The organism is Microbacterium sp. BF1 (assembly GCF_019279095.1).
Lineage (GTDB): Bacteria > Actinomycetota > Actinomycetes > Actinomycetales > Microbacteriaceae > Microbacterium > Microbacterium maritypicum.
In genome coordinates this window covers 1-15,380 of sequence record NZ_JAGYWT010000006.1, presented here as the reverse complement: position 1 = coordinate 15,380, position 15,380 = coordinate 1, and the positions used below count along the sequence as shown (strand labels likewise).

The following is a 15,380-nucleotide window of genomic DNA, read 5'->3' as shown; positions in this document are numbered from 1 at the left end:
AGGGGCAGCCGGCCGTCCTCGCCACGCGCGCCGCCCGCAACGGCAAGCCCACGATCCTTCTGTACGCGCACCACGACGTGCAGCCTCCGGGAGACGATGCCCTCTGGGAGACCCCGCCGTTCGAGCCGACGGTGCGCGACGGGCGTCTCTACGGGCGCGGTGCGGCCGACGACAAGGCCGGCATCATGTCGCATATCGCCTCGATCCGCGCGGTGAGCGAGGTGCTCGGCGATGACCTCGACCTCGGCATCGCGATGTTCATCGAAGGGGAGGAGGAGTACGGGTCCCGTTCGTTCGCCCAGTTCCTCTCCGACAACAAGGATGCTCTTCGCGCCGACGCCATCGTCGTGGCCGACTCGGGCAACTGGGACTCCGTGACTCCCGGTCTCACCGTCTCCCTCCGCGGCAACGCCCGGTTCACGATGCGCGTGCGCACCCTGGACCACGCCTCGCACTCCGGAATGTTCGGCGGCGCCGTGCCCGACGCGATGATGGCGACCGTCACGCTGCTGTCCACGCTGTGGAACGCCGACGGCTCGGTGGCGGTCGAGGGTATGACCGAGCGCGACGCCCCCACCCCCGACTACACCGAGGAGACGCTGCGGGACGAAGCAGGACTCCTTCCCGGCACTACTCCCATCGGGGACGGCAGCATCCTCAGCCGGATCTGGAACAAGCCGTCGGTCACGGTGATCGGGATCGACGCCACCAGCGTGGCGGCAGCCTCCAATACGCTGCTCCCCGAAGTCACCGTCGTGATCAGTGCTCGCGTGGCTCCTGGCCAGAGCGGCCAGGACGCATACGAGGCCTTGGAGCGCCACCTCCGCGCGCACGCACCTTTCGGTGCCCAGCTCACCTTCTCGGATGTCGACCTCGGCGACGGTTTCCTCGTGGACACCAGCGGCTGGGCGGTCGCGCTGACCCGGGACGCGATGCGCGACGGGTACGGGGTGCCTCCGGTGGACCTGGGCGTGGGTGGATCGATCCCGTTCATCGCCGACCTGGTGCGGGAATTCCCCGCTGCACAGATCCTCGTCACTGGTGTCGAGGACCCGCATTCGCGCGCGCACAGCCCGAATGAGTCGCTGCACCTCGACACCTTCCGCCACGCGGTCGCGACCGAGGCGCTGCTGCTCGCTCGCATGAATGCCGCAGAACTCTGAGCCTCACAGCATCTGCGGCGGTAGAATCATCCGAGAAGCCGTGCACCTGCGGCCCGTCACAAGGAGCGACATGAGCGACACCACACTCTCCCCAGAGACCACCCGCGCACACGGCGTCACCCTGACCGACGCTGCTGCCACGAAGGTGAAGAACCTCCTCGAGCAGGAAGGCCGCGACGACCTGCGTCTGCGTGTCGCCGTGCAGCCGGGCGGATGCTCGGGCCTGATCTACCAGCTGTACTTCGACGAGCGCTATCTCGAGGGCGACGAGACGGTCGACTTCGACGGCGTCGAGGTGATCATCGACAACATGAGCGTCCCGTACCTCGACGGTGCGGCGATCGACTTCAAGGACACGATCTCCGAGCAGGGGTTCACGATCGACAACCCCAATGCAGCGGGCAGCTGCGCCTGCGGCGACAGCTTCCACTGATCCTCGCTCTGCCGACTCGGCCGCCGTCACCATCGGTGACGGCGGCCGTTCTGGTTCCACAACCTGCGTGGATGGCATGAATCAGGTGTGAGGTTGCCCTAGACTTGGGTGTGCTCTGTTCGCGATCTGAAAGGTGCATCGTGCCCTCGAAACGCAGCCTTCGTTGGGCCGCCCTCCCTGTGGGAGTTGCGGCAGCCTTGGCCCTGGCGGGATGCTCTCCCACCGAGCTGAACGGCTTTCTTCCGGGCTTCGTGGAGGGTGGACCCGCGGCCACCAACCAGACCGAGCGTGTCTCGTCGCTCTGGGTCAACTCGTGGATCGTGCTTCTCGCCGTCGGCATCATCACCTGGGGCCTGATGGCCTGGGCGGCGATCGCCTACCGCCGTCGCAAGGGCCAGACCGGTCTCCCGGTGCAGATGCGCTACAACATGCCGATCGAGATCTTCTACACGATCGTGCCGCTCATCCTGGTTCTGGGCATGTTCTTCTTCACCGCTCGCGATCAGACGGAGATCGAGGCCAAGTGGGACGAGCCCGACGTCGAGATCACCGCCATCGCGAAGCAGTGGGCGTGGGACTTCCAGTACGACGGAGACGAGAAGGACAACTCCGACGCTGTGTGGACCATGGGCATCCAGGCCCAGCCCGACAAGGACGGCAACATCGATCAGGCGCAGCTGCCGACGCTGGTGCTGCCGGTCGACAAGAAGGTCACGATCAACCTTCAGTCGCGCGACGTCATCCACTCCTTCTGGATCATCGACTTCCTGTACAAGAAGGACATGTTCATCGGGAAGGACAACTCCTGGTCGTTCATCCCCACCCGTGAGGGCGAGTACGCCGGCAAGTGCGCCGAGCTCTGCGGTGAGTACCACTCGATGATGCTCTTCAACGTGAAGGTCGTCTCGCAGAGCGAGTACGACTCCTACCTCGCGTCGCTCGAGGAGCAGGGCAACACCGGTGACATCACCGGCGCCTACGACCGTCTCTCGAACCTTCCGGGGACCACCCCGAAGACCGACACCGAGGAAGGAGGGGAGTAAGCCATGTCGACCACAGAAGCTCCCCGTACCGACGAGTCTCCCCGCTCGCGTCCCCAGACTCTGCCCGCACGCCAGGCCGCTCTCATGAGCTCCTCGCGCGTCGAGCAGAAGGGCAACATCGTCGTCAAGTGGATCACCTCCACCGACCACAAGACCATCGGGTACATGTACCTGATCGCGTCGGTGATGTTCTTCCTCCTCGGCGGTGTGATGGCACTCGTCATCCGTGCCGAGCTGTTCGCGCCGGGTATGCAGATCATCCCGACCAAGGAGCAGTACAACCAGCTGTTCACGATGCACGGCACGATCATGCTGCTGATGTTCGCGACGCCGCTGTTCGCCGGCTTCGCCAACGCGATCCTGCCCCTGCAGATCGGCGCCCCTGACGTCGCCTTCCCGCGTCTGAACGCCTTCGCCTTCTGGCTCTTCCTGTTCGGTTCCACGATCGCGGTGGCCGGCTTCCTCACCCCGCAGGGCGCGGCATCCTTCGGGTGGTTCGCCTATCAGCCGTTGGCAGGGGCATCGTTCTCGCCGGGTGCGGGTGGAAACCTCTGGATGGTGGGTCTCGGCATCTCCGGATTCGGAACGATCCTCGGTGCCGTCAACTTCATCACCACGATCATCACGATGCGTGCCCCCGGTATGACGATGTGGCGCATGCCGATCTTCTCGTGGAACACGCTCATCACGAGCCTCCTGATCCTGATGGCGTTCCCGGTGCTTGCCGCAGCCATCTTCGCCGCGGCGGCCGACCGCATCCTCGGTGCTCACATCTACGACCCGGCCAACGGCGGCGTTCTGCTCTGGCAGCACCTGTTCTGGTTCTTCGGTCACCCCGAGGTGTACATCATCGCGCTGCCGTTCTTCGGTATCGTCTCCGAGATCTTCCCGGTCTTCAGCCGCAAGCCGATCTTCGGATACAAGACCCTCGTCTACGCGACGATCGCCATCGCCGCTCTCTCGGTCGCGGTGTGGGCTCACCACATGTATGTGACGGGCTCGGTCCTGCTGCCGTTCTTCGCGCTCATGACGATGCTGATCGCCGTGCCGACGGGTGTGAAGATCTTCAACTGGATCGGTACCCTCTGGCGAGGGTCGGTCACCTTCGAGACTCCGATGGTCTTCGCTCTCGGGTTCCTCGTGTCGTTCGTCTTCGGTGGTCTGACCGGTGTCATCCTCGCGGCTCCGCCGCTGGACTTCGCCCTCTCCGACTCGTACTTCGTGGTCGCCCACTTCCACTACGTGGTGTTCGGAACCGTGGTGTTCGCCATGTTCGCCGGCTTCTACTTCTGGTGGCCGAAGTGGACCGGACGCATGCTGAACGAGCGTCTCGGCTACGTGCACTTCTGGCTTCTGTTCATCGGTTTCCACATGACCTTCCTCATCCAGCACTGGCTGGGCGTCGACGGCATGGTGCGTCGTTACGCCGACTACTCGGAGGCCGACGGATGGACCTGGCAGAACCAGGTCTCGACGATCGGTGCCATCATCCTGGGCGCTTCGATGCTGCCGTTCTTCCTGAACGTCTGGATCACCGCCCGCAAGGCGCCGAAGGTCACGGTCAACGACCCGTGGGGCTACGGCGGATCGCTCGAGTGGGCGACGTCCTGCCCGCCCCCGCGTCACAACTTCACGTCGATCCCGCGCATCCGCAGCGAGCGGCCTGCGTTCGACCTGAATCACCCGGAGGCTGCGGAGTTCGCCACGACGGCTCCCGGCGAGCGAGAGGCCCACTAAGTCATGCGCGACAACGTCATTCTCTGGTGGATCCTGACGGCGTTCTTCGCTCTCGTCGGAGTCGTCTACACCGGTTGGCACATCCTGGCCACACCGAACGACAACTTCGCGATGCGAATCGAGTGGGTCGGTACGGTCGCCCTGTTCTTCGCCGCCTTCATGGCAGCGATGATCGCGTTCTATCTCGATCGCACTCACAAGGCGCAGCGTGGTGAGCTGCCCGAAGACATCCTGACCTCCGACATCGACGACGGTGACCCGGAGCTCGGCGAGTTCAGCCCGTGGTCCTGGTGGCCCATCGTCCTCGCTGCCTCGGCGGGAGTCTTCGTCGTGGGGCTCGCGGTCGGGCACTTCCTCCTGCCGATCGGCCTCGCGATCTTCGTCGTCGCGATCGTCGGCTGGGTGTACGAGTACTACCGCGGCAACTTCGCCCGCTGACCCAGCTGCACTGAAGAAGGCCCCCGGAGGAATCCGGGGGCCTTCTTCGTGCGCCGGGGCCGTGATCAGGCGTGGGCGCGGATGCGTGCGATGCCGGTCAACGGATCCACGGGGCGGTGGTGGACGCCATCGCTGTCTTCGACCGCGTAACCCTCCCGGACCCAGTACTCGAAACCGCCGATCATCTCGCGTACGGCGTATCCGAGGCGGGCGAACTCGAGCGCGCCCTTGGCGCCGGCGTTGCAGCCGGGGCTCCAGCAGTAGACGACCACGTCCGTACCCTCGGGGATCTCGGTGGCAGCACGCGAGGCGATCTCGCTGTAGTGCATGTGCACGGCACCGGCGATCCGCCCCTGGGCCCACGCCTCGTCGGAGCGGACGTCGACGACGACGATGTTCTCGCCGGCCTTGAGCGCCGTGTGCACATCGCTGGGGTCTGTCTCATAGGTCAACTTGGCTGCGTAGAACTCGGCACGATCGATCATGATTCCAGCCTACGGAGACACGCGAGAACCATCCGGTGGAATCCAGTCGCTCAGCGACGGATTGCGGTCAATGCCGGAGCCGGGGGTATACGCCAGCCAGTGCGGCCGGGCGAGGTCAGCGGCAGAGGTGCCGTCGTCGATCGCGGCGCGTTCGACGATCGACGTACTGCTACCGATCGGAGCACATCCGTGGATCAGAGCACAGCCGTGAATCAGAGCACAGCCGTGAATCAGAGCACAGCCGTCATCTGCGTGCGCGGTCCGTGCTCGAAGAGGCCCAGCGCGGATTCGACCTGGACCAGATCTCGGAGCAGTGGGGTGTCCGGCTCGCTCACGACGAAGCCGCAGGACGTGTAGAAGGGGGCGTTCCAGGGCACGTCGATGTAGGTGCGAAGGGTGATCTCGGTATGACCCCGGAGGCGCGATTCCGTGAGCGCGGCCGTGACGAGCTCACGACCGATACCCTGGCGTCCGTAAGAGGGAAGCACCGAGAGCTGCTCGAGATGCGCGTGGCCGTCGAGCTCCAGCACGTGCACGAAGCCCACGACGACCGGCGTCGTGGTGGTCCCGTCGTGGTGTTCGGCGACGAGGACGAAGCCCGGCATCGACGCGCGTTCCTGCGGGGGCGTCGGGGGAGGCCAGTCGACGGCTCCGAACCGTTCGATGAGGAGGGCATCGGCGGCCACTTCGATCTGTTCCGTCGCCGCGTCATCGTCGGGCGCGGCCGGGCGGACGACGACGTTGATGCTCATTCGGAGACAGCCGCGATCGCTTCGATCTCGACCAGCTGGTCGTCGTAGCCGAGCACCGTCACGCCCAGGAGCGTGCTGGGCACGTCGTGCGCGCCGAAAGCCGCATGGATGACATCCCAGGCCGCGACGAGGTCGGCCTGCGATGAGGAGGCCACGAGTACCCGCGTGCTGATGACGTCCGTCATGGTCGCGCCGGCGATCTCGAGCGCCCCCTGGAGGGTCTCTACGCACTTGGCCGCCTGAGCGGCGTAGTCGCCGGGTGCAGCAGTCGTGCCATCGTCGTTCAGCGGGCACGCGCCGGCGAGGAAGATCAGGCGTGAGCCGGCCGGTGCGGTCGCGGCGTAGGCGTAGGGGACTTCGGCGAGGGAGGTGGCGCGGATCAGCTGGACGGCGGACGACATGGGTGGATCCTCTCATTCGGGTACTAACGATGAAGGCCCCGTCCGTATGGACGAGGCCTTCATCAGATGGGGGAGTGGCGACTACTCGCCGTCCTCCGACTTCTTGCGAGGCTTCTTCACCGGCTCGGTCGCGATGACCGTGCTGGGGGTGTTCGGCGTCTCGTCGACGTGCGTCTCATCGACCCTGAGCGGGGCGTCGGGGAAGCCTGCGCGCTCGTGAGCGCCCTGGATCTCCGCGGCCTCGGTCTCGTCGTTGTGAGCCGTGACGTGGTGCTGGTGAGCGTCTGCTGCCTCGACCTCGGCCTGCGTGAGCGGTGCCAGGCGGTCTTCGAAGAACCAGCGGGAGATCGAGGAGCGGAGGTTCTCCGTCCACGGGATACGTCCCTTGGCGTTCGGGCGCACCACCAGGGGCTCGTACGTGTCGACGTCGATGAGCTTCCAACGGTCGTACTTGTCGACCGGCTGGTGCACCTCGATGAACTCTCCGCCGGGAAGGCGGACGATGCGACCGGACTCGAAGCCGTGCAGCACGATCTCGCGGTCCTTCTTCTGCAGCGCGATGCAGATGCGTTTCGTGACGAAGTAGCCGAGGATCGGGCCCAGGAAGAGCATCGCCTGCAGCGTGTGGATGACGCCTTCCATCGTGAGCATGAAGTGCGTCGCGATGAGGTCGGACGAGGCTGCAGCCCACAGCACCGCGTAGAAGATGACACCGGCCACACCGATCGCCGTGCGCGTCGCGGCGTTGCGCGGGCGCTGAGCGATGTGGTGCTCACGCTTGTCGCCCGTGACCCACGCCTCGATGAAGGGGTAGATCGCGACGAGCACGATGAACAGACCGAGCACGAGGACCGGCGCGATGATGCCGAACGACCAGGTGTGGTCGAGGAAGACGATGTCCCAGTTCGACGGTGCCAGACGCAGGGCGCCGTCGGCGAAGCCGATGTACCAGTCCGGCTGCGTGCCGGCGGAGACGGGGGACGGGTCGTACGGTCCGTAGTTCCAGATCGGGTTGATCTGGAAGAACGTCGCGATCAACACGATGGTGCCGAAGACGATGAACAGGTATCCGCCCATCTTGGACATGTACACCGGCATCATCGGGTAGCCCACGACGTTGTCGTTCGTGCGGCCCGGGCCGGCGAACTGCGTGTGCTTGTTGATGATCATGAGCATCAGGTGCACCACGATCAGCGCGATGACGAGCATCGGCAGCAGCAGGATGTGCAGCGTGTACAGGCGTCCGACGATGTCGGTACCCGGGAACTCGCCACCGAAGAGGAGGAACGAGGTCCAGGTGCCGATCAGGGGGAGACCCTTGATCATGCCGTCGATGATGCGGAGGCCGTTGCCCGAGAGCAGGTCGTCGGGAAGCGAGTATCCGGTGAAGCCCTCGGCCATCGCGAGGATGAAGAGGATGAAGCCGATCACCCAGTTGAGCTCACGCGGCTTGCGGAAGGCACCGGTGAAGAACACGCGGAGCATGTGCACGCCGATGCCGGCGATGAACACGAGGGCGGCCCAGTGGTGGATCTGCCGGACCAGCAGCCCGCCTCGCAGGTCGAAGGAGATGTGCAGCGACGATTCCAGCGCTGCGGACATCTCGATTCCACGCATCGGCGCATAGGCGCCGGTGTAGTGGGTCTCGACCATCGACGCGTCGAAGAAGAACGTCAGGAAGGTTCCGGAGAGGAACACGACGACGAAGCTCCAGAGCGCGATCTCGCCGAGCATGAACGACCAGTGGTCGGGGAAGATCTTGCGTCCGAGCTCCTTGACGAAGCCGGAGAGGCTGGTGCGCTCATCGATGTAGTTCGACGCGGCACCGACGAAGCGACCGCCGAGGGGCGCCTTGGTGTCCTTGTCCTCTTTGGACAGCGTTGCGGTGCTCAATGGCGCTCCCAGAAGCTCGGGCCGACGGGTTCCTTGAAGTCGCTGCGTGCGACCAGGTAGCCCTCGTCATCGACGGTGATGGGCAGCTGCGGCAGCGGACGAGCCGCCGGGCCGAAGATGACCTTTGCATGGTCCGTGACGTCGAACTGCGACTGGTGGCACGGGCACAGCAGGTGGTGGGTCTGCTGCTCGTACAGAGCCACAGGGCATCCGACGTGCGTGCAGACCTTGGAGTACGCGACGATGCCGTCGTAGGACCAGTCCTTGCGGTCCTCGGCCTCGATCAGCTGCTCGGGGCGCAGGCGCATCATCAGCACGATGGCCTTGGCCTTCTCTTCGAGGTAGCCGTCGCTGTGGCTGAGGGTGGCGAGTTCCTCCGGGATCACGTGGAACGCCGAACCCAGGGTGACGTCAGCCGCGCGGATCGGGGTGCCGTCGGGATCGCGCACCAGGCGCGCGCCCTCTTCCCACATGGTGTGCTTGAGCAGCACGACCGGGTCGCCCGCGGTGGGGTCTTCCGGAGTGGAGTGCGGCGCCAGGCCACGGAACAGCGTCACGCCGGGGATGATCGAGGCGACGATCGCGGCGAAAAGCGAGTTGCGGATCATCGAGCGACGGCCGAAGCCCGACTCCTCATTCGCGTCGGAGAAGGCCTTGATGGCCGCTTCGCGCGTGGAGTCCTTGCCACGGGTGGGGTGGCGGTGCTCGATGAACTCCTTGTCGGACATGAGGGCCTTGGACCAGTGGATGGCACCGATGCCGAGGGCCAGCAGTGCGAGCGCGATGCCGAGACCGATGAAGAGGTTGTTCTGCCGGATGTCGATGAGCGCGCCGCTCTCGATCGGGAACAGCATGTAGGCGGCGACCGCCCAGATGCTGCCGGCGAGCGAGAGATAGAACAGCGTGTAGACAGTGCGGACAGCGGCCTTCTCGGCGCGCGGGTCCTTATCGGTCATCCGCTCGCGGTGCGGCGGAAGCCCGGGGTTCTGCACGGGATCGCTGACTGCGACACCCAGCCCCGGAGAGGGCTGGTAGGCCCTGTCAAGAGCCTGCGAGTCGTCGTCGTGTGCCATGGTGCTCCTCGTACGTTCCTCTTCGATGATTAAGCGTCAGTTGGACTTCGCCGTGATCCACACGGTGACGGCGACGAGCGCGCCGATACCGAAGATCCACACGAACAGGCCTTCGGAGACCGGACCGAGCGAGCCCAGCGAGAAGCCACCGATCTGCACGGACTGCTGCTGGAAGAGCAGCGCCGAGATGATGTCTCGCTTGTCCTCGTCGGACAGGTTCATGTCGCCGAAGACCGGCATGTTCTGGGGGCCGGTGACCATGGCGGCATACATGTGCAGCGCGCTGGTCTCGCTGAGTCCGGGGGCGTACTTGCCCTCGGTGAGCGCTCCACCCGCGGCGGCCACGTTGTGGCACATCGCGCAGTTGACGCGGAACAGCTCGGCGCCGTTGGAGACATCGCCCTTGCCGTCGAGGATGTGGTCCGACGGGAACGTCGGGCCGGGAGCCTCGGACTGGACGAAGGACGAGATCGCGAGGATCTGGTCCTCGGTGAACTGCGGGGCCTTCTGCGGCGCCTGGGGGCCCTGCATCTGCAGAGGCATGCGGCCGGTCGAGAGCTGGAACTCGGTCGCCAGCTCACCCACGCCGTAGAGGCTGGGGCCGTTGGCGGTTCCCTGCAGGTCGAGACCGTGGCAGGTGGCGCAGTTGGCCGTGAACAGCTTCTTGCCGTCCTCCACGGTCAACTGCGAGGTCGCCGCCGACTGGGTGTCGGTCGCGGCGAACGCAGCGGTCGCGCCGGCGTACACGGCGCCGGTGATCATGAGGCCTGCGCCGATGAGCGCGGCCGCCGCCAAAGGGCTGCGACGACCGCTGGAACGGCGCTTCTTCTCTCGTGCCATCTCGGGGATCAGCTCCGCTCTTATTTCAGGAAGTAGATAACGAGGAACAGCACGATCCAGACGACGTCGACGAAGTGCCAGTAGTAGGACACCACGATCGAGGAGGTCGCCTCCTTGTGCCGGAAGTTCTTGACGGCGTAAGCGCGTCCGATGACGAGCAGGAACGCGACCAGTCCGCCGGTGACGTGCAGGGCGTGGAAGCCCGTCGTCAGGTAGAACGCGGAAGCGTACGAGTCAGCGCTGATGGGCATGCCCTCAGCAACGAGCTGGGCATACTCCCAGACCTGGCCGGAGACGAAGATCGCGCCGAGGGCGAAGGTGAGGAAGAACCACTCGACCATTCCCCATCCGAACAGGCGACGGCGTCCGGCGCCGTTCTTCTGTCCCTTGCCGATCTTGTAGGGCTGCAGGTCCTCTGCCGCGAACACGCCCATCTGGCACGTGAACGAGGAGAGTACGAGGATCGCAGTGTTCACTGCGGCGAACGGGACGTTCAGCAGCTCGGTCCGGGCCGCCCACAGCTCCGGAGAGGTGCTGCGGAGGGTGAAGTAGATCGCGAAGAGTCCCGCGAAGAACATCACCTCACTGCCGAGCCACACAATGGTGCCGACAGCTACCGGGTTGGGCCGCTTAATCGTTCTCGCCGCCGGGGCATACGTCGCTGAGGTCGTCACCCCTCCATTATGGCCGATCCGCGGGCGTGATTCTTGCACCGGCGACCTTCGAGTTGCCGGTCGACGACTTAGGAGACCCTAAGAAAACACTGCGAATACCCGGTGAATCCGCGGGAAACAAGGGGTGGGGGTGGGGTGCACGTGTGTTCGGAAGCATCTGCATGTTTTCTCTGCGCCGATAGGATCGCACACATGGCTGATTCCCTGACCTGGTCCGACGTGCTCACCTCTCTTCTGGAGCGTCGCGATCTCAGCGTGTGGGAGTCGACGTGGGCCATGCGGCAGATCATGCAGGGCGACGTCACGGAGGCCCAGCTGGCAGGATTCCTCGTCGCTCTTCGTGCCAAGGGGGAGACGATCGACGAGATCGTCGGCTTCCGCGACGCGATCCTCGAGGCTGCGGTCCCTCTTCCCGTCTCTCCTGATGTGCTCGACATCGTCGGGACGGGCGGCGACCGCGTCGGCACGGTGAACGTCTCGACCACGGCGGCGATCATCATCGGCGCCACCGGCGTGCCCGTCGTCAAGCACGGCAACCGTGCGGCGAGTTCGGCGTCCGGCTCCTCAGACGTGCTCGGTGCTCTCGGCCTCGAGCTGTCACTCGACCCCGCCGCCGTCGCATCCATCCTCGACCGCACCGGGATCACCTTCGCGTGGGCGGGCGCGTTCCACCCCGGCTTCAAGCACGCAGGATCCGTCCGCGCGGAGCTCGGGGTTCCCACCGTCTTCAACATGCTCGGGCCGCTGTGCAACCCCGCCCGCGCCGAAGCAAACGCCGTGGGCGTCGCGCAGATCGAGCGCGTACCGCTGATCACCGGCGTCTTCCGGACCCGCGGCGCGACCGCGCTGGTGTTCCGAGGCGACGACGGACTCGACGAGCTCACCACGACCGGCCACAGCCGCATCTGGGAGGTCACCCGCGGGGACATCCACGAGCACGACCTCGACCCCCGTGACCTCGGCATCCCGATCGCCGACCTGGCCGACCTGATCGGCGGATCTCCGCAGCACAACGCGGAGGTGCTTCGACGGACGCTGGCGGGGGAGACCGGGGCGGTGCGCGACATCGTGCTGCTCAATGCGGCGGCGGGCATCGTCGCGTTCGAACTCTCCCAGGACGCCATGCAGGTGCAGCGCCCGATCCTCGAACGACTGCGCGAGGGGTACGACAAGGCATCGGCGGCCGTCGACGACGGCCGTGCCCTGGCCAAGCTCGACCAGTGGATCTCGGTCAGTCGCGAGCTGGCGGCCCCGAAGGAGTGACCGTGGATCCCGTCGACGCCCTGCTGGAGATCGCCTCTCTTCTGGAGCGCGAGCGGGCCTCACGGTATCGAGCGAAGGCTTTTCGTCAGGCTGCGGCGACCCTGCAGGATCTCCCGGACGACGTCCGGGCCGATCCCACCCGCCTGAGAGCGGCGAGGGGCATCGGAGAATCCACCTTCGCGGTGATCCGTCAGGCGCAGGCCGGGCAGGTGCCGGACTACCTCGTCGAGCTGCGTGGCGACGTCGAACCTGAGCGTGTCTCGCTGCTGCGAACGAAGCTGCGCGGCGACCTGCACGCTCACACCGACTGGTCCGACGGCACTACTCCCATCTCTGTCATGGCAGCGGCAGCTCGCGCGTTGGGTCATGAGTATCAGGCGATAACGGATCACTCGCCGCGTCTTCGGGTGGCCAGAGGGCTCTCGGCCGAGCGGCTTCGGGAGCAGATGCCCCTGGTGCGTGCGGAGTCCGGTGACGGCTTCACCCTGCTCGCCGGCATCGAGGTCGACATCCTCGAGGACGGTGCTCTCGACCAGGAGGACTTGCTTCTCCGCGAACTGGACATCGTCGTGGCATCGGTGCATTCGAAGTTGCGGATGGACTCGCGTCCGATGACCGCACGCATGATCGCCGCGGTGTCGCACCCCAGGGTGAACGTGCTCGGGCACTGCACCGGGCGCCTGGTGCAGGGGGAACGAGGGACCCGCCCGGAGTCGGCGTTCGACGCGGCTGCGGTCTTCGCCGCCTGCGCGGACAACGGGGTGGCGGTCGAGATCAACTCGCGCCCCGAGCGTCAGGATCCGCCGGATGAACTGATCGCTATCGCGCTCGAAGCCGGATGCCTGTTCTCCATCGACTCGGATGCGCATGCTCCCGGTCAGCTCTCGTTGCTGGATCACGGCGCGGAGCGAGCCGAGCGCGCGGGGATTCCCGCCTCCCGGATCGTGACGACCTGGGGACTCTCCCGGCTTCTCGCCTGGGCGGAATAGGTGCAGCTGCGGTTGACCGGGGGTCAGCCGGACGCGAGGGCGGCCTTCGACACCGCTGCCACCGCGCGCGTCATCGAGCCGCCGAGGTTCCACTTCTCGGCGAGAGCCGTCGCCGCATCGACCTCCGCGGGATCGAGCACCCGCAACGGGATATCGGGCGTCGTGATGGGAAGCGACGTGGCGACGGCGACCACGGTGGGGGCCACATCGAGGTAGGCGGATGCGGCCAGCACCTTCGCCCGCACCCCGGCGCTCATGCCCTCTCCGGCCTCGGCGGCCGCGCGGATGCCCTCGAGATCGGCGTGGGTCTGCAGCAGCGTCGCGGCGGTCTTCTCACCGACCCCGGCCACACCGGGAAGACCGTCTGAGGCGTCGCCGCGCATGGTGGCGAAGTCGGCATACTGCGAGGGGAGCACCCCGTACTTCGCGACCACGGTCGCATCGGTCACGACCTCGAGATTGCTCATGCCGCGCGCGGTGTAGATGACCCGCACATCGCGGGAGTCGTCGACGAGCTGGAACAGATCGCGGTCTCCGGTGACGATGTCGACCGGCATCGTCGCTCCGGTCGCGAGCGTGCCGATGACGTCGTCGGCCTCGTGCTCCGCCACCCCGATGATCGGGATCCCGATCGCGGCGAGCGTCTCCCGGATGAGGGGGATCTGCGCTTCGAGGGGGTCGGGGACCTCTTCGATGTCAGGTCCGACCTCGACGACCTCGACGACACGGTGCGTCTTGTAGCTGGGGATCAGATCGACGCGCCATTGCGGGCGCCAGTCGTCATCCCAGCAGGCGATGACATGGGTGGGCTCGTAGAGCGTGACGAGCTTCGCGATGATGTCGAGCAGACCGCGCGCCGCGTTGATCGGAGCGCCGTCGGGCGCCGTCACCTTGTCGGGGACGCCGTAGAAGGCGCGGAAGTAGAGGCTGGCGGTGTCGAGCAGCATGAGGCGATCGGTCACCAGCACAGTCTGGCACGGGCGTGCGACACGGGCGGGTGGTCGCGGGCCGGAGAGTGAGACGATCCGCGCGGTTGCGACACTCACGGGTATGACAGCTTCTCTTCGCACGTTCTCGTCCCTCGCCCTGGGCGGGGTGGTGCTCGCTGCGGCACTGAGCGGATGCGCCATGTCGGCGGGGACCTCTCCTGTCCCGGAATCGACGTCCGCTCCGGACACCTCCGACACGTCACACGCACCGCAGGCGGCGTGGCTGGATGCGACGTCGTTCGTGCTGAAGACGTGGGGCGATGCGTGTGCTCCGCAGATCGGGGACATCGTCGCGGGAGACCAATCGCTCGAGCTCGTTCTCGTCGACGGCGCGGATGAGGTGTGCGCGGCAGTGCAGACCGCTCACGGAATGTACGTCGGGCTGCCGGCGGCGTTCGATTCCTCGCGACCTGTCGAGCTGACAGTGACGGGTCCCGGGGGAGAGACCACGGAACTGACGCTTCCCGGACTCGTGTCAGGAGAGATCATCCCGGCCGATCGGATGCCCGAGCAGACACCCGCGGCGGCATGGATCGACGCGCATGAACTCGCGGTCCTCACCTGGGGATCGTCGACCTGCATGCCTGCCTCCGGGGCCGTCGAGGCCGTCAGCGAGAACGAGGCGATCGTTCGGCTGGACGAGAGCGCGAACGAGGTCTGCACGATGGATCTGGTTCCGCAGATCACGTTCGTGACGGCGGTGGGCATCGACCAGGACGCGAAACTGACGCTCGACGGGTACGTCGATGCGGACGGCGCCCCGGTCGTCGTGACCATCGCGCGCTAGCTGTACTGACCTCGACCGTTGTTGATTCGGTCGATAGGGGTCTTGCCTCCGATGCCGAGGTGGGTTCTGTCTAGGTTGTAGTGGTCGAGCCAAGCCGTCAATGCTGCTCGGCGGTCGTCGTTGGAGGTCCAGGGTCGGGCGTAGGCCCATTCGGCGGCGAGGGTGCGGTTCAAGCGCTCGACTTTCCCGTTCGTCCAGGGGCAGTGCGGGCGGATGAACTTCTGCGTGATGCCGTGCGCGTCGATTACGTCTCGAAACGCGGTCGAGTGCCGGTAGGCGAACGCGTTGTCGCTGATCACTCGCTCGACGGTCACGCCGAGGCGGGCGTAGAACGCGATGGCACGCTCAAGGACACCGGCGGCGGTGGCGCCCTTTTCGTCGTCGTGGATCTCTGCGTAGGCGAGTCGGGAGTGATCGTCG

General features: G+C 66.0%; 17 protein-coding genes. 8 read left to right on the top strand and 9 right to left on the bottom strand.

All coding sequences use genetic code 11. The features are described from left to right. From KZA10_RS00515 to KZA10_RS00495, 5 genes are all read left to right on the top strand, one after another. Positions 1-1,163: dipeptidase (locus KZA10_RS00515; RefSeq protein ID WP_218681907.1), on the top strand; the 1,163-nt coding region annotated here is incomplete at its 5' end. Between the two features lie 70 nt (positions 1,164-1,233). Further along, a complete protein-coding gene (gene erpA / locus KZA10_RS00510; protein WP_017830247.1) occupies positions 1,234-1,596 on the top strand; it encodes an iron-sulfur cluster insertion protein ErpA in 363 nt (120 codons plus the stop codon). 140 nt (positions 1,597-1,736) lie between these two features. Next, entirely contained in the window at positions 1,737-2,639 is a 903-nt protein-coding gene (gene coxB, locus KZA10_RS00505; protein WP_029258335.1) for a cytochrome c oxidase subunit II, read from the top strand. Between the two features lie 3 nt (positions 2,640-2,642). Then, the gene (ctaD, locus tag KZA10_RS00500; protein WP_021201554.1) at positions 2,643-4,376 is read left to right on the top strand and encodes a cytochrome c oxidase subunit I; all 1,734 of its coding nucleotides are present in this window, start codon (positions 2,643-2,645) and stop codon (positions 4,374-4,376) included. 3 nt (positions 4,377-4,379) lie between these two features. Continuing rightward, the gene (locus tag KZA10_RS00495) at positions 4,380-4,814 is read left to right on the top strand and encodes a cytochrome c oxidase subunit 4 (protein ID WP_021201553.1); all 435 of its coding nucleotides are present in this window, start codon (positions 4,380-4,382) and stop codon (positions 4,812-4,814) included. Positions 4,815-4,879: 65 nt separating this feature from the next. Here KZA10_RS00495 and KZA10_RS00490 read toward each other — a convergent pair whose 3' ends face one another. The 7 genes from KZA10_RS00490 to KZA10_RS00460 all read right to left on the bottom strand — a co-directional run bounded on the left by KZA10_RS00490 (position 4,880) and on the right by KZA10_RS00460 (position 10,836). Continuing rightward, positions 4,880-5,299, bottom strand: coding sequence for a rhodanese-like domain-containing protein (locus KZA10_RS00490; RefSeq protein WP_218681906.1), 420 nt, complete (start codon positions 5,297-5,299; stop codon positions 4,880-4,882). A gap of 230 nt (positions 5,300-5,529) precedes the next feature. Then, on the bottom strand, positions 5,530-6,051 hold the full coding sequence (locus KZA10_RS00485; protein WP_218681905.1) for a GNAT family N-acetyltransferase: 522 nt from the start codon (positions 6,049-6,051) through the stop codon (positions 5,530-5,532). Next, positions 6,048-6,452, bottom strand: coding sequence for a RidA family protein (locus KZA10_RS00480; protein WP_218681904.1), 405 nt, complete (start codon positions 6,450-6,452; stop codon positions 6,048-6,050). Before KZA10_RS00480 ends, KZA10_RS00485 begins: the two co-directional genes overlap by 4 nt. A gap of 81 nt (positions 6,453-6,533) precedes the next feature. Next, a complete protein-coding gene (locus KZA10_RS00475; RefSeq protein ID WP_218681903.1) occupies positions 6,534-8,345 on the bottom strand; it encodes a ubiquinol-cytochrome c reductase cytochrome b subunit in 1,812 nt (603 codons plus the stop codon). Then, a complete protein-coding gene (locus KZA10_RS00470) occupies positions 8,342-9,418 on the bottom strand; it encodes a ubiquinol-cytochrome c reductase iron-sulfur subunit (protein ID WP_021201548.1) in 1,077 nt (358 codons plus the stop codon). The genes KZA10_RS00475 and KZA10_RS00470 overlap by 4 nt, the downstream gene beginning before the upstream one ends. Positions 9,419-9,454: 36 nt before the next feature. Continuing rightward, positions 9,455-10,258, bottom strand: coding sequence for a c-type cytochrome (locus tag KZA10_RS00465; protein WP_029258331.1), 804 nt, complete (start codon positions 10,256-10,258; stop codon positions 9,455-9,457). 20 nt (positions 10,259-10,278) lie between these two features. Further along, the gene (locus KZA10_RS00460; RefSeq protein ID WP_208323613.1) at positions 10,279-10,836 is read right to left on the bottom strand and encodes a heme-copper oxidase subunit III; all 558 of its coding nucleotides are present in this window, start codon (positions 10,834-10,836) and stop codon (positions 10,279-10,281) included. A gap of 288 nt (positions 10,837-11,124) precedes the next feature. Here KZA10_RS00460 and trpD point away from each other — a divergent pair, with 288 nt between their 5' ends. Together trpD and KZA10_RS00450 are read left to right on the top strand one after the other, a co-directional pair. Next, entirely contained in the window at positions 11,125-12,195 is a 1,071-nt protein-coding gene (trpD, locus tag KZA10_RS00455; RefSeq protein ID WP_218681902.1) for an anthranilate phosphoribosyltransferase, read from the top strand. A gap of 2 nt (positions 12,196-12,197) precedes the next feature. Then, positions 12,198-13,184 carry a PHP domain-containing protein gene (locus KZA10_RS00450; protein ID WP_218681901.1) on the top strand — a complete coding sequence of 329 codons (987 nt, stop codon included), beginning with the start codon at positions 12,198-12,200 and terminating at the stop codon, positions 13,182-13,184. Between the two features lie 23 nt (positions 13,185-13,207). Here KZA10_RS00450 and KZA10_RS00445 read toward each other — a convergent pair whose 3' ends face one another. Further along, on the bottom strand, positions 13,208-14,146 hold the full coding sequence (locus KZA10_RS00445) for a 5'-3' exonuclease (protein WP_029258327.1): 939 nt from the start codon (positions 14,144-14,146) through the stop codon (positions 13,208-13,210). An 88-nt stretch (positions 14,147-14,234) separates the two neighbouring features. On the opposite strand from KZA10_RS00445, the gene KZA10_RS00440 reads away from it, so the two are divergent. Further along, positions 14,235-14,960: a hypothetical protein gene (locus KZA10_RS00440; protein WP_218681900.1), complete on the top strand. Its 726-nt coding sequence runs from the start codon at positions 14,235-14,237 to the stop codon at positions 14,958-14,960. Here KZA10_RS00440 and KZA10_RS00435 read toward each other — a convergent pair. Further along, positions 14,957-15,380, bottom strand: a 424-nt coding sequence (locus tag KZA10_RS00435; RefSeq protein WP_218681899.1) for an integrase core domain-containing protein, incomplete at its 5' end; no start/stop codon positions are given. The genes KZA10_RS00440 and KZA10_RS00435 overlap by 4 nt on opposite strands.